This is a genomic window from Amazonocrinis nigriterrae CENA67, from assembly GCF_016056305.1.
Lineage (GTDB): Bacteria > Cyanobacteriota > Cyanobacteriia > Cyanobacteriales > Nostocaceae > Amazonocrinis > Amazonocrinis nigriterrae.
Genome location: NZ_JAECZC010000047.1, coordinates 1 through 18,714 on the forward strand (window position 1 = coordinate 1; position 18,714 = coordinate 18,714).

At 42.2% G+C, this 18,714-nt stretch carries 15 protein-coding genes; 4 read left to right on the top strand and 11 right to left on the bottom strand.

The window, feature by feature from the left end:
* Nucleotides 1–245 precede the first annotated feature (245 nt).
* From psaC to lipB, 3 genes are all read right to left on the bottom strand, one after another.
* Complete coding sequence (gene psaC, locus I8748_RS20580; RefSeq protein WP_012411495.1) at nt 246–491, bottom strand: photosystem I iron-sulfur center protein PsaC; 246 nt, start codon at nt 489–491, stop codon at nt 246–248.
* A 378-nt stretch (nt 492–869) separates the two neighbouring features.
* Nucleotides 870–2,384, bottom strand: coding sequence for an ABC transporter permease subunit (locus tag I8748_RS20585; protein WP_198126418.1), 1,515 nt, complete (start codon nt 2,382–2,384; stop codon nt 870–872).
* Between the two features lie 167 nt (nt 2,385–2,551).
* Nucleotides 2,552–3,235, bottom strand: coding sequence for a lipoyl(octanoyl) transferase LipB (lipB, locus tag I8748_RS20590; RefSeq protein ID WP_198126419.1), 684 nt, complete (start codon nt 3,233–3,235; stop codon nt 2,552–2,554).
* A 626-nt stretch (nt 3,236–3,861) separates the two neighbouring features.
* Here lipB and hpf point away from each other — a divergent pair.
* Complete coding sequence (gene hpf / locus I8748_RS20595) at nt 3,862–4,512, top strand: ribosome hibernation-promoting factor, HPF/YfiA family (protein ID WP_198126420.1); 651 nt, start codon at nt 3,862–3,864, stop codon at nt 4,510–4,512.
* A gap of 99 nt (nt 4,513–4,611) precedes the next feature.
* Here the strand turns inward: hpf and I8748_RS20600 are convergent, their stop codons facing one another.
* The 3 genes from I8748_RS20600 to I8748_RS20605 form a co-directional block, all read right to left on the bottom strand.
* Nucleotides 4,612–5,073: a peroxiredoxin gene (locus I8748_RS20600; RefSeq protein WP_198126421.1), complete on the bottom strand. Its 462-nt coding sequence runs from the start codon at nt 5,071–5,073 to the stop codon at nt 4,612–4,614.
* Nucleotides 5,074–5,238: 165 nt separating this feature from the next.
* Entirely contained in the window at nt 5,239–5,388 is a 150-nt protein-coding gene (locus tag I8748_RS35235; RefSeq protein ID WP_225896490.1) for a hypothetical protein, read from the bottom strand.
* A 200-nt stretch (nt 5,389–5,588) separates the two neighbouring features.
* The gene (locus tag I8748_RS20605; RefSeq protein ID WP_198126422.1) at nt 5,589–5,795 is read right to left on the bottom strand and encodes a hypothetical protein; all 207 of its coding nucleotides are present in this window, start codon (nt 5,793–5,795) and stop codon (nt 5,589–5,591) included.
* A 590-nt stretch (nt 5,796–6,385) separates the two neighbouring features.
* On the opposite strand from I8748_RS20605, the gene I8748_RS20610 reads away from it, so the two are divergent.
* Entirely contained in the window at nt 6,386–6,580 is a 195-nt protein-coding gene (locus tag I8748_RS20610) for a hypothetical protein (protein WP_198126423.1), read from the top strand.
* An 83-nt stretch (nt 6,581–6,663) separates the two neighbouring features.
* Here the strand turns inward: I8748_RS20610 and I8748_RS20615 are convergent, their stop codons facing one another.
* Nucleotides 6,664–9,021 carry a hypothetical protein gene (locus I8748_RS20615; protein ID WP_198126424.1) on the bottom strand — a complete coding sequence of 786 codons (2,358 nt, stop codon included), beginning with the start codon at nt 9,019–9,021 and terminating at the stop codon, nt 6,664–6,666.
* A 396-nt stretch (nt 9,022–9,417) separates the two neighbouring features.
* Here I8748_RS20615 and I8748_RS20620 point away from each other — a divergent pair, with 396 nt between their 5' ends.
* Nucleotides 9,418–9,999 carry an SMI1/KNR4 family protein gene (locus tag I8748_RS20620; protein ID WP_198126425.1) on the top strand — a complete coding sequence of 194 codons (582 nt, stop codon included), beginning with the start codon at nt 9,418–9,420 and terminating at the stop codon, nt 9,997–9,999.
* A gap of 357 nt (nt 10,000–10,356) precedes the next feature.
* On the top strand, nt 10,357–12,093 hold the full coding sequence (locus I8748_RS20625) for an iron uptake porin (RefSeq protein WP_198126426.1): 1,737 nt from the start codon (nt 10,357–10,359) through the stop codon (nt 12,091–12,093).
* A 129-nt stretch (nt 12,094–12,222) separates the two neighbouring features.
* On the opposite strand, the gene I8748_RS20630 is transcribed toward I8748_RS20625, so the two are convergent.
* The 4 genes from I8748_RS20630 to rppA form a co-directional block, all read right to left on the bottom strand.
* Entirely contained in the window at nt 12,223–13,017 is a 795-nt protein-coding gene (locus I8748_RS20630) for a peroxiredoxin-like family protein (RefSeq protein ID WP_198126427.1), read from the bottom strand.
* A 185-nt stretch (nt 13,018–13,202) separates the two neighbouring features.
* Nucleotides 13,203–15,797: a chloride channel protein gene (locus I8748_RS20635; protein WP_198126452.1), complete on the bottom strand. Its 2,595-nt coding sequence runs from the start codon at nt 15,795–15,797 to the stop codon at nt 13,203–13,205.
* A gap of 334 nt (nt 15,798–16,131) precedes the next feature.
* Complete coding sequence (gene rppB, locus I8748_RS20640) at nt 16,132–17,487, bottom strand: two-component system sensor histidine kinase RppB (RefSeq protein ID WP_198126428.1); 1,356 nt, start codon at nt 17,485–17,487, stop codon at nt 16,132–16,134.
* Nucleotides 17,488–17,610: 123 nt separating this feature from the next.
* Nucleotides 17,611–18,300 (bottom strand): two-component system response regulator RppA, encoded by a 690-nt coding sequence (rppA, locus tag I8748_RS20645; protein WP_198126429.1) that lies wholly within the window; start codon nt 18,298–18,300, stop codon nt 17,611–17,613.
* Between the last annotated feature and the right edge of the window lie 414 nt (nt 18,301–18,714).

The following is an 18,714-nucleotide window of genomic DNA, read 5'->3' on the forward strand; positions in this document are numbered from 1 at the left end:
CTGTTAGGTGTCTCCATAGCAAGCTACTTTAGCATCGCCAAGAGGAGATAGGGGGACAAGGAGATGAGGGGGATGAAGAGGATGAGGGAGATGAGGAAGACAGAAAAATAAAATCCTCCTCATCTCCCTCATCCTCTTCATCCCCCTCATCTCCTTGTCCCCCTATCTCCTCTTGGCGATGCTAAAGTAGCTTGCTATGGAGACACCTAACAGTGGGCTAAGTGAGAAATCGTGAAGGAGATTTCTTAGTAAGCCAGACCCATACTGCGAGTCGTTTCAGCCCCCAGGTAAACCCGAATGCTCAAGAAGTCGGTGGGGCAAGCAGTTTCACAACGCTTGCATCCTACGCAGTCTTCTGTGCGGGGTGAAGAGGCAATTTGAGCAGCTTTACAGCCATCCCAAGGAACCATCTCCAGTACGTCAGTGGGGCAAGCGCGGACGCATTGGGTGCAACCAATGCAGGTATCGTAGATTTTTACGGTATGAGACATGAAAAAACGGCTCCTTTCGAGTGTTCTTCTCTGCGAAAGAATCATAATCAAGGCATAGTTTACCGCAGTGGCAGATGGGCTGTACTCAAAAGGCTACATAACTTTAAACAATGTAATAGGCACTCTTGATTATCTACATTTGCGCGATCGCCCCCTTGCCTCATAAATCAGCAACTTCACACTAACGTGTTTACCTCACTGACTCCAGAAAACAAACTCGATTTGTAAAGGTATATAAAGCTTCAGTAGTGCTGAGTAGAGACGATTCGCCGAATCGTCTCTACTGCTGAGTGCTGAGTATAAACCCAGTTATTTCACGGCTTTGAGCAATAAACATTGTACTAACCTATGCGACTACGGCTATTTTCTTAGAGTTTCCTAATTTTGTTTCTTGTACCGTTTAATCGGATTCATCCACACTTCTATGCGACTAAATGCTTGAGAAGAAAGCAACGTCAAACACAAATACACCAAAGCCACAGCCGCGTAAATTTCAAAAGCACGATAGTTTTCCGCCACAATTAACTGTCCTTTGCGGAACAATTCTTCAAACCCGATAATTGCAACTAAGCTAGTGTCTTTCAATAAACTGATAAACTCATTACCTAAAGGCGGTATCATCCGGCGGATAGCTTGGGGAAAAATCACCAAGCGCATAGTTTGCAGAGGACTTAAACCTAGTGACTGTGCAGCCTCCGTTTGTCCTACTTCAATTGATTGAATCCCAGCGCGGACAACTTCGGCAATATATGCAGCGCTATTCAAACTTAAAGCAACTACCCCAGCTGTGAGACGATCAAAGTTAAAAGTGAAACCGAGTTGTTGAGCGATCGCAGGTAAACCAAAGTAAATCATAAAAATTTGCACTAGCAAAGGTGTTCCCCGGAAAAAATCCACATAAGCCCTCGCTGCCCAACGCACAGGTGCAATCCGAGAAAGGCGTACAATGCCAATGAGGGAACCCCCAATCATACCCAGCACCACAGAAAAAATCGTCAATTGCAGCGTTACCAACGCCCCCAGTAATAAAACGGGGAAAGCCTGCACAATCACATTAATTGACGCGGATATCCCAGATAAACCAGCACCAGCCTGGTTCTCAAAAGGTGATTTAGTTGGTAATGATGGCGGTTCAGCTTTAAACCATTTTTGGTAAATTTGAGAATAAGTGCCCTTTTTGAGAACTTTATCCAAACCATTATTAATTAATGCCAAATTGGGAGAATTTTTAGCTGTAGCAATGCCATAAAACTCCTCCGTCAGCAATTGCTGCACTACCTTAATACCCTTGAGATTACCTGTATTAATTGCATATAAAGTTACAGGTGCATCATTAATAACCGCATCCACATTACCATTAGCTAATTCCTGAAGGGCTAGAGGTGCAGAATCAAAACTCCGAATTTGTACACCGGGAACACTCTTAGCCTTTTCGGCACCAGTTGTACCAAGTTGCACTGCAATTTTTTTATTTTTGAGACTATCAAAGTTAGTGATAGCTTGATTATCTGCCCGAATAGCGATCGCCAACCCCGCCTTAAAATAAGGACGAGAAAAAGCAATAGTCTTCGCCCTCTCCTGGGTAATAGTAATCGAACTAATGGCTGCATCAACCGTTTTCGCTTGCAAAGCTGGGATAATGCCATCAAAAGGCAAACTTTGAAAATCCACCTTAAAACTAGCAGCAGTAGCGATCGCATTCATCAAATCAATAGAAAAACCCTGCAACTCACCACCTTGACCTCGAAACTCAAAAGGTGGAAACGCCGGTTCAGTAGCAACCCGCAAAGTCTTTCCCACACCAGAATTCACCCCACAGCCAGCCAACAACAAACAACTCAAACCCACAACCACACACAACCGCAACCAACTCACAACAAATCCAGCCTTCATCCCTCTTCCCTCTCTGCGCCCTCTGCGCCTTGGCGGTTCGTTAAAAATCTTACCGCAGGGGAGCAGGGGTGCAGGGGGGATGAGGGAGATGAGGGAGACAAAGAGAATAACTCCTAACTCCTAACTCCTAACTCCTAACTCCTAACTCCTAACTCCTAACTCAGCACTCAGCACTCAGCACTCAGCACTTTTTCTTCTAATTCCACACCAAACACCTCAGCAAAGCACTTGGCGACAACAGAACGTACCTCAGTACAAGTGATACCCGGAATCCATTGGGCTAAACTCCCCACAGGTTTATCAGCAATACCGCAGGGGACAATGCGTTCAAAGCCTGTCATATCAGGACAAACATTTAATGCAAAACCGTGCATCGTAATCCAACGACTGACTTTAATGCCAATAGCAGCAACTTTCCGTCCGTCTAACCAAACACCAGTCAAAGACGGAATGCGTGAGCCTTGTAACCCGTAAACTGCCAGTACACGAATTAATACTTCTTCAAGTTGCCGCAAGTACCAATGCAAATCTTTTTGATAACGTTGCAGATTTAAAATCGGATACCCTACCAGTTGACCGGGACAATGGTAAGTAACTTCGCCGCCACGTTCGATTTTATGCACTTCAAAGTTACTTTTGTCAAGAGGAAATTTGATAAATTCTGGATTGCTTCCTTGCCCCAAAGTGTAGACTGGTGGATGCTCCAGCAAGATTAACACATCATCTAGACTAGGGTTATGAATGCGTTCAGTGAGTAGCGATCGCTGCCATCTATGAGCATCCAAGTATGGCATTAATCCAGTGTTATATAACAAACAGCGGTTATGGGTTGGGCTATTACTACGGATCATGCCAAAAATCAACTGGGTTATTGACCAAATATATTTCAACTTGCAAGACTGGAATCAACAATTGTCAAGCTATGCAAAGGATTTTAAAGGAACATCAACGGAACCTGCATTAGAAAATACAAAGTGCTAGTTTGAATATATAACCTTAATAGGTGTTGGGAGGAATTCTCTACAAGCAGCATCACGCCAGACAATAAGAATAAATACATTGGCTGATAGCTCTAATCAACTGTTTGCATTTCAAACCGGATAAAACTTCCACAAAAACTTGTGTTATCTATCAACAGCAAACAAATCTCCTGGAATATAAAAGGAATAACCACTGACAGTTGTGTAAACGTTGTTTTGACGAAGACAACAGTCATAGGAACTATTGCTGAGACTGCATTACTCGATAGTTCTGTGTGCCATCCCATTGCCTTAGAACCAGTTGGAAACCAGCGCAGATAAAATTGGGAGGTCGATCAAGGGTATGTTTGATAACAACTTAGATACAGCCAAGTTAGAGGAAGTGCAACAGTATATCAAAATAGATCACGATTTGTTTTGGCGGTAGTTATATATCTGACCGCAGCTTCTTTTCATACAAAACAAATTCACTTTAAATATTGAGCGGGAGAGTTTACATGAAGCTTGTCATCCACGGCAAAAATATTGAAATTACTGAAGCAATTCGGGATTACGTACACCAAAAGATTGAAAAAGCAGTTAGTCACTTTCAGAACATTACAAACGAAGTGGATGTCCACCTAAGCGTAGCCCGTAATCCCCGAATCAATCCCAAGCAAGCGGCTGAAGTAACTATTTATGCCAATGGTAGTGTCATCCGTGCCGAGGAAAGCAGTGAAAACTTATACGCCAGCATTGACTTAGTAGCAGATAAAATTGCTCGTCAACTGCGTAAATATAAAGAAAGGCGACAAGATAAGAAAACTCAAGCCCAACCAACTAACGAAGCATTAGTTCCAGAACCAGTAGCAGCAGATTTAATTGGCGATCGCACTCCCGAATTACCCAACGAAGTCGTCCGTACCAAATATTTTTCTATGCCCCCAATGACCCTTGCAGAAGCTTTAGAACAACTGCAACTGGTGGGACATGACTTTTATATGTTCCGCAATGCGGAAACTGGAGAAATTAACGTAATATACGAACGCAACCACGGCGGTTATGGTGTAATTCAACCCCGTAACAGTAACGGTCATACCAACGGCAAGAATGGCAAATCAGCCCATACCCATGTTGTCATACCGGACAAGTTGCACTCGAATAAATAGTGACTGGGGAGTAGGGAGATGAGGGAGATGAGGGAGATGAGGGAGATAGGGGAGAAATAACTCCTAACTCCTAACTCCCAACTCCTAACTCCTAACTCCTCACCTTGCTGCAAGCTGTTTCAAGGTTTTTAAGGCTTCTTCAACGTGACCATTAAAGTTGAACATGGAATCAAACACGTATTGCACAACTCCCTGCTGGTCAATAACGTAAGTCACGCGACCAGGGAACAAACCAAAAGCTGCTGTTGCGCCATATAGCTTCCGCACTTGGTCGCCCTTGTCACTCAAGAGGGTAAAAGGGAGATTGTACTTCGCAGCAAATCGCTGGTGCGATTCGCTGGAGTCGCCACTGACGCCAATTACTTCAGCGCCAGCATTTTTAAACACTTCATACTGATCGCGGAAAGCGCAGGATTCCGCTGTACATCCTGGGGTGTCGTCCTTGGGATAAAAGTACAGGACAACGGCTTGTTTGCCCCGAAAATCTCTCAAACTCACAGTTGAGCCATTTTGGGCAGGTAGAGTGAAATCAGGTGCAGTGTCTCCAACTTTAACTGACATAGCTACTAAAAATTTTATAACTTATGTAAAGTTATAATCACTATACCTCTATAGGACTCATATTTGATTTTTGAACAAAACTCAGTACACCTTTATTCCTTCTTCCCAGTCCCTTAACTCTACGAGTGATTCAGAAATCAAATCGGATTGCTATATATCCCTAATTTATTTATTTTTACGGTCTAAGTATTTCTGAAAACCCATACCGCTGCCAAATCCCCCACCAAATATTATAAGGATTCTGAGAATATCCTGATAAACCGCTACATCTTTATCTAAAAGTGGCGAAATCGAAGAGGTAGATAAGCGCCCCATAGAAAGAAAAGTTCTTATTTATCTCTTGATTTGTGGTGGAAGATTTTCTAATTATTCAGGTAATTTTTCTATTCAATATTCATTTTCACTATCTTGATTTTCTTTTAAAGTCTCTAAATCTTTATTTGTTTCATCTTCTGGATTAGACATATAACTCTAATATCAACAATACAGACCTAGTTAAATTTTCAGATATTCTTTCACTTCGTATTAATATATTTCTCTAGTGCATAAGATAATTTTGATTCCCAAAAATCCATAAACTTCTGCTCAAAAGCAACTTGCACTCTTTGTTCTAATTCATTTTCTCTAAAAATAGAACAAGCATAGCGAACTAAAGCCTCAAATGCCTCATCACTAATCTGACTTTTCCCGTTAAGTCTCTCTAGCAAGCTTCCAACCTTCATAAAGGTTGTGTAATTTTAACGTGAGTTCGACAAGTGCTAGTTTTGACCTCTCCCCCAGCCCCTCTCCTACAAGGAGAGGGGAGTAATACCGTTTCACTTTAAAGTTGATACATTTAGGCAAGCAGAGGGGCAGGGGGGCAGAGGAGAAAAAATTTGTATCAGATTTTTCGTGAAAAACACCTTCGACACGCTGACGAACACGACTGATGAAGCGCTTCAGTGCATGAGAATGTTGAAGATGCTAGTTATTTCGGGTAAGTGTTCAGATGCGATTACCAGTGCGACGAGCGTAGACGCGTTGGCGAAGCCTTCTCGTTCGCGTTAGCGTCTCCGAAGGAGAAGAGTAGCGGCTTTTTGCTAGACATCGCGGACTGCCGGCAAGTCAGCGTTGGCGGGGAAGTTGATGCCATTGAAAGCCCATCCCCCCTGCACCCCTGCGGAACACAACCTAGACAATCGCGGTCACTTATTAAAACACCAGTAATGTATTAGCGTAAGTGATTGAAAATATACAATCATTTAACAAATCTTAAACTTACATTATTATATTATTTACTAAAGGTGTGAGTTAATTTGTGGATTATTGAGCAATGCCTACTTATTCTTCATCTAGTGTTTCCGAACACCAATCCCAAACTCTTTGGGTAAAAGATTTGAGCAAATCTTGTTACCAAGACGATCAGCAACTCAAGTTGAGATGTTTGCAAGCAGAAGTGGACTCATTGTTGGAGCAATTGCAAAACCTGAAGGAGCAACGGCAAGCCGCTACCGCACAAGAAGAGTAAGTTAGTTCCTTGGCTAGCGTTCGCCCTTGGCATTGGCGCAGCCATCGCTGTACTTCTATGGTCTGAATTTTAGCAAGCAGCTACTATTCAAAGCGCTGATTTTTAACAGACCAGCGCTTGAGACTATAATTATTGCTATCTTCCACTAGCAAGGCTAGAGAGCTATCACCTAAAATCTTGGCGATCGCTGTCAGTGCTTGTTGTGAATTTTTTTGAAAATCAGTGTAGATCACCTTACCACTATCAGACAAAATTAAGGTGCAGGAAAGGTAAGCAGTTTTATCACTTTCCTGATTTGTCAATGTTAAATTTTTTAAAGATGCTATAGCTTGTGGTGAGATAGTTAGCACGGTTTCCGGCTTATTATCATTTGTTAAGTCAATTAGCTGAACGGGCCAATCACTTATTTGGTCTTGAATCTGCGAGAACTTAGGAACCTCACCATTTGCAAGCTGACCTGATTGTTGTAGAGAACGCCACACAATCGGTAACATATTTTCTACTACTCGTGGGTCTTTTTGATAAAGTTCTGCAAGAGTTATAGGAGATGGCTGCACCCATTCCAATGCATTATTTGTTAAAGCTAAAGATCGTGGAGAAGGGGAAGGGGAAGGGGAAGGGGAAATCAATTCTCCCGCAGCTAACAGCCGCAGCACTCCATTTTGTAGTTGCACCCCTTTGATAGTGGCAGTAGTTGCTTGCTGTTCACCATTTGGTAGCCAAACAGTTATCTGGATGATAGGGTCGGAATTAATTCCCAAAGTTTCCCATAGATATTTCGCTGGGGCATTTTTGGGTACTGGCAAATTTGTAAAAGGTGAATTTAGCCAGCGTTTACCGTCATGAAATGCACTGACTTGTACCTGATACCAAACTTGGTTATTTGTGAGTTTGATGTCTGCTTTGGGGTTTGCTGGTAGCCACTCGTCAGACTTAACTTGAGAGATGGGTTGCACGCCACCTACAATCAGGCTGGGGTGCTTAGAAGAGTTTTGTAACTTTGCCGCATCACCCTTGAGGGTTTTTAACAGACCTTGAATATAGACAAGGGTAGCCTGTGTAATTTTTGGTTGCTCCTTTAACCAAGAATTGGCACGTTCTTCTCCATGTTTACTTGCCAAAATCAAAGCAGCCCAAGCTTGCACCTCTGGTCTATCCGGCTTCACCTGCAACGCTGCTACTGTACGATTCCACAAGCGCCCAGTATCTGCTTTCAATAGACTAGCAATTTCCTGTGTATTTTCAGGTGATGCTGCAAACACTTGTAAAGCTTTTTCCCAGCGACCATCAATCAACTCTGCTAGGGCTTGTTGACCAGGACTGGCCCAAGTTTTCTCTGCTTGGGCTTTACTCAATTGGGCGTGTAAGCGAATCACATCAATTTGGGCTTGGGCTGCTGCTGGTAAAGTTTTTTTATGCTGTTTCTGGATAAATTGTAACCATTGAAAAGCTGGTGTCCACAAGCCACTGCGAGCAATTGACAAAGCATTTTCGTAAGCAGAATTCTTAAAAGCTGGAGGTTTGAGGGAAATTGCTTCTAGTTGAATTGGCTTGAGGTACAGTTTAACTGATTTGACTTGGTAAACATTTAACTGCGGTTCCAAACCTACAGTTTGATCAATAACTAATTCTTTAGCACCATCGCCAGTCACTTGTTGCCATTTGGGCAATTGTCCAGTGGGGCTTGTCCAAGACAACATTTGTTGTAGGTTAGTGCGTTCTGGATTGTAGTACACAATCTCACCGTAGGCGATCGCATAAATTCCTTGTTGGCGATGACCCCGCAAATCAAACCAAACCCCTGATGATTGTCCATCACCTTCTACACGTTTGACTTCATTTAAAGGTAGGGTAATGTTGCTATCGTGGCTTTCTGATGTTACAGCATTCAAAGGAGCGATCGCTTCATATTCTTCCGGCCCAGTTACAGGTAGATAATGCGCCAAACGAAAGTATTTTTCTGGCTGTGATTGCACTTCTGAATCTGTTGAACGCTGATAAACCCTCAGTTCCACAACTTCTTGACAATTAGATTGACAATTAGCACGCTGCTGAATAACTGGCAATAAGAACGAGTTTTCCTGATCATCCAAAGGTAGAGTTGTGCCAGCTATTTGTTTTTGTTGACTCAGCTTGTCTTTAATTTGTTGCAGCGTTTGAGGAGGTTCACTATAGCCCAGTGGGATTTGCGCCCATCCTGGTAAAAATTTATTCAACCAACCTATTTTTTCTGGATTAAACATGAACAAAATACTAAACCAGGCAAAAGCCATAACTAAGCCAAGACTGCTCAGTAAAATTACTAATACTAGTGATGAAGATAGCCAACCTTTCTTTTGGGGTTTTTCCCGTTTTTTTGAGGAAATACGTTTAACCGTACCTGTACGAGGCTGATTGCGTTTAAAAAATTTTGGCGTCAGCTTGCGCGAGCGATGTGCCATGTTAGTTCTCAGTCAGTCCAAAGATTGTTTCTTTTATACACGCGCTCGCAAACGTTGTCTAAAATCTTTACAAGACAAGACAAAAGGCAGAATTAAAATTTCTCGTCCACAAGGGGACGAGGAATTTGGTAATAGGTAATTGGCCCATTACCCATTACCTATTACCCATTACCAAAGCCGCTTTTCGTGAAGAATTACTTGAATAATGTAGGGCAATAGTAGATTTACTGAGTGTAAAAGAATATTTAAAAATTAAAATTAGTTAAAAAAGCATTTACAAAAAACACAGAGGACAGAAGTGTTTTCGCTCCTAAATGGTAGGTGAGAACTAATAGCCTCATAGCGGCGATCGCCTTTTTGTCGGGAATTATGCCTAAATAGCTACTGGAGTGACTTATGTATACATGGCTCCCACAAAAAGTTGAGCAGGCACAACAAATATTAGACAAGCAAAACATTGAATTAGGGTTTAAATTCAACCCTCCTGCTAGTCAAGCTGAAATCCAGCGATGTGAGGCAGAACTAGGATTTATTCTGCCTCATAGTTACAAGGAATTTTTGAAATTTAGCAATGGGGCAAATGTTTTTTGCAGCGAACAGCCGAGATTTGAAATTACTTTGCCCTGGTTAGCTGATAGTGGAATTTTGATTCATAGCACAAGTACTATTGTTCCATTTAATCAAGATCAAGATCAGGTCTACGTTGAGAAAGATAGCGAGAAAAAGTATATTGCTTTTTGTTATTTAGGCTATATAGCTACAGGTGATTTTTGTAGTTTTGATATCACAACTTATGCCAATTCAGAATACAAAGTACTTGATTGTCAGCATGATTGTTCGTTTGAAGAGTGGCAAGCAGAACACATAATTGCTAACTCTTTTGAGGACTGGCTCATCAAAATCTTTGACGAAGTGATTCAAAACAATGGTCGTCCAGAGTACTGGATACCATCACCTCTATACGGTGATATGCCGTAACTCGATTAAAAGTCGTGTTGAGAGCGATTTTTTTTCGAGGGAGATGGGACTGGGGCTAACTATGTGCTTGTTCTAAATCACTCACAACAGATTAAGGTTAACTGTTCATAGCTTAAACATCAAGAGGCAAGCTTGGCGATGCTGTGGCCTGTGGGCGGGGATGTCGGGATAAGCGTAGTTAATCAACAATTAGCAACAAGGCTGTTCAAAGTGCGATCGCCTCACCTAGACCAATTCGGTAAATTCCTCAGCTGATCGCTAAAACTCAGTAAAATTTCTCATGTCATTACTAGATGATTGTGAATACACTCGTGCTTAAGTGTGGGAGTAGAGTGTAGAAAGTTGAACCCTAAATTAATGACCCGTATGAACGGCAAAGTTTGGATATTTACATGGTTAATATTTGCGGGATTTCACGCAGTCGCGCAAAAAGCCATTGCCCAAGATTATAGAGATACCATAGTAGACCAAAATTTATATTTAAACTCACCATCTACCCCAATAGACTCTACCTCTGTTGAAGACCAGACTTTACAAGCACATACCGAACCGATGGCACAAATCACATCGGTTTCACAACTAAACGATGTACAACCCACAGATTGGGCATTCCAAGCATTGCAGTCTTTAGTAGAACGTTACGGTTGCATCGCTGGTTATCCAGATAAGAAATATCGAGGTAATCGCCCTGTAAGTCGGTATGAATTTGCTGCTGGTGTGAATGCTTGTTTAGATAGTATCAATCAAATCATATCAGTTGCTACACCAAGCAAAGAATTAGTTACCCGCGAAGATTTAGCAACTTTGCAAAGATTACAGACAGAATTTACTGCTGAATTAACAACTTTGCGGGGTCGAGTTGATAGTTTAGAAACCCGCAACGCTGAAATTGCAGCCAATCAATTTTCTACCACAACTAAACTCTCTGGACTGCATATAATTGGCTTTCAAGGTCGCACTAGCAATCGTGGTGATGTTAATCCTAGAGATGGTATAAGAGATACAGATGATGGCGGCATAAACGCTAATGTTATATCCTTGAGCCAGCTGAGTTTAACTAGTCAATTTAGCCCTCGTAGTTATTTATTCACCAGTCTGTTATTTGGTAAAGGTGGGACTGCACCAAGATTTAACAATAATGATGTTACACGCGATCGCGTTTCTCGCAATGACGTGATATTGGGCTATGAATTTCCCACCGATAACTTAATTCTCAATGACCTGCATTATCATTGGCTAGTCACTGATAACTTTGCAGTGATGATAGGAACAAACAACGTGAGTATGCCTACTGCTTTCCGAGGGCCAAATCGAGTAGAAAGCGGTGCTACAGGGCCATTATCTTTGTTTGCTCAAAGAAATCCAATTCTAAATATGGGATACGGACAGGGTGGGATAGCTATAGATTGGCAGTTTGCAAAACGTGCCAGTTTGCAAGCAATTTATACTAGTAATAAAGCTGGTAATCCTGGTGAACGCAGTGGTTTATTTGATGGCAACACGACTACAGGTGTGCAATTTTTGTTAACACCCACTGATGCCTTTGATATTAGTTTGTATTATGTAAATAATTATTCTTCAGATGGTTGTTTACTAACCTTTGTTGGTGACGAATGCTTAACTACAGTTAATAGCAGCACAGGAAAATCAGCGCCCTTACAAACTAATGCTGTTGGTGCTACCGTCAATTGGCAAATTTCGCCCCGCTTAACTTTAGGTGCGTGGGGAGGTTATACTAATTCACATATAGCTGGGCAATCAGGAACTGTAGAAACGACGAATTATATGGTGTTTGCAAATTTCCCTGATTTGTTTGCCAAGGGAAATTTAGGCGGTATTTATATCGGACAACCACCTAAAATTATTAGTAGTACCTTACCTGTGGGTAACAATGTGCCTGACTTTATCAATACAGGTTTAGGACGTGCAGGAGGACAGCCAGGAACAACTACTCATATTGAAGCATTTTATCGTTTCCAAGTCACAGATAACCTCAGCATTACTCCTGGCATAATTCATATTTTGGAACCGGGACATTCATCAGAGAGTGACCCCGTTACCATCGGCATTCTACGGACTACTTTTACTTTTTAATTCAATACAGTTCAGTTAAGTATATCTTCCTTGGAGATGATTCAATTGTCGGCATCTAATCGCAATGATCGTAATTGAGGGAAGGGCAACGTATAAATGTCTCCAAAAAGTATGAGCAGATTCAATCAATTACTTATATAGAAAAGATAAGGGATAGCTCATATTTTCGGCAAAACCAAGAATACCGCGATCGCGATGTTCGTAGATTAAATTTCCTTGAGAATCAAATAGAAAAGTTCCTCCCCGTTGTGTCAAATAAGATGAATCTGGTACGTAAACATTCCAGTTGCTCAAAACTTCGGTCATGTTTCGCAGGCGCAGGGTTGCTAGTTCAAATGGACGCTGAAAACCTTTTCCTCCAGCTGCTTTGAAAAACGAACCTTTTATTGGTGGTAAAGGTGTACCCCGCACAACTTCCTCATCAGCAATTAACTGAGGAGCTTTTTGATCACCTTTATAACCTCGAAAAACTTCCTTCAGAGTTCCAGGGCTGCCAATCCCTGCACACATTAACATTAAATTTAGCCAAGCTTTTTGTGAGCTTGATAGCATGGGTAATTGTATAGATAAACCACGATAAAGCCCTAAGATACCGTGAATTTCAGCTATTGGATCTACAAACAACCATTCTTGAGGGAAGCCCGTATATTTACAAAACTTGATCCCAGAATTACGGTTTCCAATTCCAATAGCGCGAATTGTGATTCCTCTGGCTTGGATCTGTTCTTTTTCTTTGAGCAGCCACCAAGCGTATTCTAAATTATCAAAATCTCCCAACTGCGACCAAATAAGTACGAGTAACTTTGAAGTATGGGTGCAACCATCTAAAACGGGTTTCATCTCTCCATCACTAATTCGCAAGCGTTGAGTTTGACTCAAAATTGAATAGATATTTGGAGAATTAGAGCGCATTTGAGTATTCATGCAGGCGAGGGTGACAGTCTATAAAATTTTAGATGGATTCGGACAACAAACCTGATACTGTTTCACTTTAAAGTTGATACATTTACATTTAGGCAAGCAGAGGGGCAGGGGTGCAAGGGAGCAGAGGAGAAATTATTTGTATCATTTTTCTCCCCCTACACCCCACACCCTACACCCCGTTCCGGTCAAGTTTTACTCCGCACCATAATAACTGTGCAATTACTTTTGCGAGAAATATTCTCTGGAATATTTCCTTGAATTACCTGTTGTAGTAGACTTTCACGACTAGCACCTAGAACAATCACATCACTGTTGTCTTGCTGGGCACACTCAAGTACAGCTTCACTAACAGAATTAGCACGCACTGGAATAGCCATCACCTGACCATTAATTCGACGTTGAAGAAAGTTGACAGATTTTTCTAGTAATGCTGTGTCCGCAATGGATTCATTAGGCTGAAACACTTGGCATAACTTGATTTGGGGCGATGTACTTAAACAAGCAAGAGCAGGCAATAACTGAATTGCTTGGCTAGAGTTAGGGCCGCCTGCCATTGGCAGCAACCAACGGTCAAAGTCTTTTTGATGATTCAATTTAGCCAAGACAACATCACAAGCTGCCTGTCTAATTACAGTGTCCACCACGCGGCTGAAAACTCTACCAGGAGTTGATGTACTGCCTTTCCAACCCATCAACACCAAGTCAATGTGTCGTTCTTTCACAGTCTCCAAAATTGCCCCAGCGACATTATGGGCAACTCGAATCTGTGTGTGAACGGGAATTCGCCAATCTTCTCCTAACAGTATTGCTTGCTGCAATAGCTGAAGGCTTTTGGCAATTGATACTGGTGTTTCAGATGGAATGCGGTTAGGTGGAACGATAATTACTTGTAAGCATTCTATTTCGTAATTGCGATCTTTTGCGATCGCTGCTGCCATTTCTAGTAAAGTTTGGGCTGTCTGTGGATGTGAAAGTGGTACTAGCAACCTGCCTTTGCCTGTAGCTGGAGCGCGAGTTTGATAAATTACATAAGAAGGTGCTGATTTCGGTTCTACCTGTTGAGTATTCCCACTCAGCCGTTCTGCTTCTACGCGGATAATATCACTACGAGTAATAATTCCTACTAACTTTCGACCTTCTGTAACAGGCAAGCAACCCAGGTGATAACGATTGAGTAGATGCAATACATGAGCCAAGGTCGCTGTGGGACTGACTGTCACTGGCTCTGGAGTCATAATCTCGCTAATAGCTCTATTTCTACTTAACTGTTGCGAGGAAAAATTAATTAAATCTTTCTGAGTCACTATACCAACAAGTTTCCCATTGGCTAAAACTGGAAAGTTGCGATGGTGGGAATCAGAAAATGCCTGTACTGCTTCATCAATGCTCATCTGGCTAGAGAGAGTTTCCACACGCCGCTGCATCACATCTGCGGCGTTTAATTGTGCTAACAGCCCCTCTGTGCTTGGTTCTTTTGTGATATGAATGCCTTTCCACTCTAGTAGCAGGTCGTAGAGCGACCGAGGGTCAATTTTTTCCGCTACTAAGTAAGCAATTACAGACACAATCATTAGTGGTAGCACTAGATTGAAATCAGTTGTCATCTCGAAAACAATAATGACTGCTGTAATTGGTACTTTGGAGACGGCGCTAAAAAACGCAGCCATACCTACATGGGCGTAGGTTGTTGCAGCACTCATTCCCAGCAAACTCTGTTCGATAGCACCTACTAAGTAGCCAAGGGCAGCTCCCAATGCCAGGGTTGGAACCAGCAAACCCCCAGGCGCTCCAGAGCCGTATGTTAATATAATCAGGGTAAACTGGACTAATAAAGCGATCGCTGCAAATGGCCAACCAGTATTACTTATAAGTAGAATCTCTCTCAGCCCTGCATTATTGCGAAAAGCCACGGGCAACAAAGCTATCACAACACCAGTGACTAAGCCAGCAATTCCCATGCGCCAGGGTAAACTCAAGCTTAGCAAACGGCGGTTAATTCCTAGACTGGCAATAACACCTTGATTAAACACAATACCCAGTAGCCCAGCTAGGATTCCCAAAATTACATAGAAAGGGATTTCCTGAGCAAAGAAGGTTGTATGGGTAACTGCTAAATTCAAATTCAGATCTAAGCTGTGACTGCCATAAAGGCGGGAGATGACTGAAGCGATAAAAGAAGCCAAAATAGCAGTGCCAAGAGTAATACCTGACACATCTTGCAATAGTTCTTCTACTACAAAAAGTACACCAGCAATGGGTGCATTAAAAGCCGCAGCTAACCCAGCCCCAGCTCCGGCGGCGATGAGTTGGCGCCGATGCTCTGGTGAAGTTGGCACCCAGTTACTCAGTTGATTTGCCAAAGCTGCCCCAATTTGTACAGTTGGCCCTTCCCGTCCTAAAGGCATTCCAGAACCTAGCACTAGTGTAGCGCTCACTAGCTTTACCAAAGCAATCCGCAGATTTAACGGCATCGGCACGCGAGCCAATACCGCTTTCACTTCGGACATCCCACTACCTGATGCTTCAGGTGCAAAGCGCTCTACTAACCAACCAGCTAAAACTCCCCCTACCAGTCCAATGGCTGGTAGCATTAAGTAGGCAGGCCAAAGATAAGAAAGATGCACTCGCCATGCTCCTGCCCAGTCTACTGCTTGTCCTAACAGAACTGCCGCTAGTCCAGAAACTAAACCAATCAAGCAAGCTTCAACGAAAGCCAAACGCCTCGGTCGAAGCAGTTGACGAGAAAGCCTTAACCAAAGAATTTTTCCCGTGACCAACATATTTTGGCGTTGCACAATAGTAGGATCAATTGACACAGGTAGGGGAGGCAGCAATACTTGTCGGTTAAGGGGAAAAGGGGAAGGGGAAAAGGGAAAGAAAAAACCTTTAACTTTTCCCCTTTAACCTTTTCCCCAAACTAAATTCTGAGTTCAAAATGCACAAAGCGAGTAGTATTGGGGGAGGCAGTGCGTTGCACGGGTTTCCTAAAATATCAAAAATATTTTTTGTTTATACCTGTTTATAGTCTGTCGATAAAATATGAAATTAAAATGAAATTTATATCTGCCAAATGATAGATCAGCTGTAGCGCACCTAAGTTGCACATCTTTTTGTTCACTGTTGCAAAGGAAGTTTGACTGTAAACGTACTGCCTTTATTTATCTGGCTGTATAGCTGAATACTACCTTTATGAGTTCTGGCGATCGCACTAGCAATTGCTAATCCTAACCCAGACCCTCCAGAAGCACGAGAACGGTCTTTATTGATGCGGTAGAAGCGGTTAAAAATTTGACTGTGATGTTCTGGAGCAATACCAATTCCTGTATCTTGCACGATAATGAAGGCGCAGCGCTCACTATGCTCTAAAGCCACTGTAACTTGTCCCTCACTAGGTGTGGCTTGAATAGCATTGATCATCAAGTTAGAAATTAAGCGATAAAGTTGTTCTTCATTGCCTAAAACGTAAAGTTTTTTGGGACTTTGCACCTGTTGTATTAACTTTACTTGGGCTTCTGTGGCTAAAAATGCCAGTTCTTCAACTAAGTCGCTGATTAAATCATTCAAACAACAAGGTTGATATTCGCCTGCCAATTGTTGCTGGTCTAGCCTCGCCAACAGCAATAAATCTCCCACCAATTTGGACAGCCTAGCAGTCTGCCGCTTCAAAACTTGCAAAGTTCTATTGACTGGCTCAGTTAGCAACTCTGACCCTGATTGTCCATACAACCTAAAAGCAGCATCAATGGTGGAGTGCATTGCTGCTAAGGGAGTACGAAATTCATGAGCTGCATCGGCTGTAAACTGTTCCATTTGTTGATAAGAGCGGTAAACAGGCTGCATTGCTAGACCTGCTAAATACCAACTGCAAATAGCGATGACAATCATGGTTACAGGCCAACCTAATAATAAAGCTAATCTCAAAGCAGCAAGATGCTGGTCTAGGTCTTTCAGGCTTCGTCCCACTTGTACATAGCCTGTAAGCTGGTATTGAGTACGTAGTGTTAAACTGATTTGACGATATCGTATGCCCGATTTGTCTGTTAGTGTTTGCCGATGTATTTCTGGTGAAGCTATAGGTAATTGTTCAAGTTGCACTCCCGCGATGGTAAGCGGTCTTTTTGACTGATCTAACAAGCGCAGATAGTAAGTAACCGGATCTGCTACTTCGGTGAGTGGATGCTGGATTTTTGCTGTTTGAGATAACAGACAATTTGCCTGAGTCAAGCAAACATTTAAGGAAAGTTCTTTAGCTAGTTGCTTTAATTGTTTGGGTTGTCCCGAAACAGGTTCAATACTTTTATGCAGTGCCTTGGTTACTGATTCTAAACCTTCGTCTATGGTTTCGTGATAGGCATGAGCAACAACTTGATAAATTCCAAGACCAGATACGCCTAAAATGCAGCCCATCACTAGTGCATACCAACCTGCTAATCGTAGGCGAGTTACATAGAACAGTTCATTACGTTCCACAAGCAAAAATTCGGAATTAAGGACTGGGGATCAAGGGCCTACTGACTTGGGGATAGGGAATTGGTAACTCTTCCCCGTTCGCCATAAACAATAACTCTAGGGGCGCAATTGGTGTAGAGTTTTTTACACATTCAGACGATACCCTACACCATAAATGGTTTCAATCAAAGACTCACTGTTATCTTGTTCTAGTTTACGTCTGAGTAAACGAATTTGGGCTGCTACCACATTACTCATGGGTTCTGCCCCAATTTCCCAAAGCTGATTAATGAGTTGATTTCGAGTGACAACTTGGTTAGGATGCTTCATCAAATGTTCCAGCAATTGAAATTCTTTGATGGTTAATGAGTTGACCAGCTTGTTACCATTGGCATACTGACGAATTACTTCATGGGTGCTGTAATTAAGGGTGAGGCAACCTACTTGCAGGTGGCGGGGTTGAATTTGAGGACATCGCCTTTGTAATGCCCGCAATCTTGCTAACAATTCTGGCATATCAAATGGCTTTACTAAATAGTCATCTGCCCCGCTATCTAAGCCAATAATTTTTTCTTCCATCCGATCTTTGGCTGTCAGCATTAATACAGGCAAAGAATTATTTTCTAAGCGCAGTCTTTTACACAACTCTAGCCCTGAAAGTCCTGGTAGCATCCAATCAAAAATCGCCACTGTGTACTGAGTCCATCCACTTGCCAGATATTGCCATGCTTGATCACCATCAACAAACCAGTCAACTACATACGCCTCATGACGCAGTATGTCTTTAAGTGCTGTACCTAAATCTGGTTCATCTTCAACTAAGATAAGTCGCATAGTTTAGATGTTTAATTTCAAAGGGACTTACTACTAGTTCACCACGGAAATGTTGACAGGTGAAGACCGGGGAAAGGGGAAAGGGGAAAGGGAAAGAAATTAAAAACCTTTACCCTTTACCCCTTACCCAATTCTGTGCCTGTCAAAATCTTTTTGGCAGGCTACTACTATAGCGGTTTATGCGATCGCACTTTGCCATGACTGAATTAGGCGGACATGATATCAATGGTTTCTAGGAGCGATCGCTCGTGTAAAGCGATCGCGTTATTTTTAGCTTGTCGAGTTTTTCAGTAGAACTCTTGCCATTTCTCAACTTCTAAGTCTGAGAATTTGCAGTAATCGAGATTAGTATACTTTACGACTTTTCAAACATCCTCTAACAGTTTAGCGGGTTATAACGCCCAAAGTGCAAGG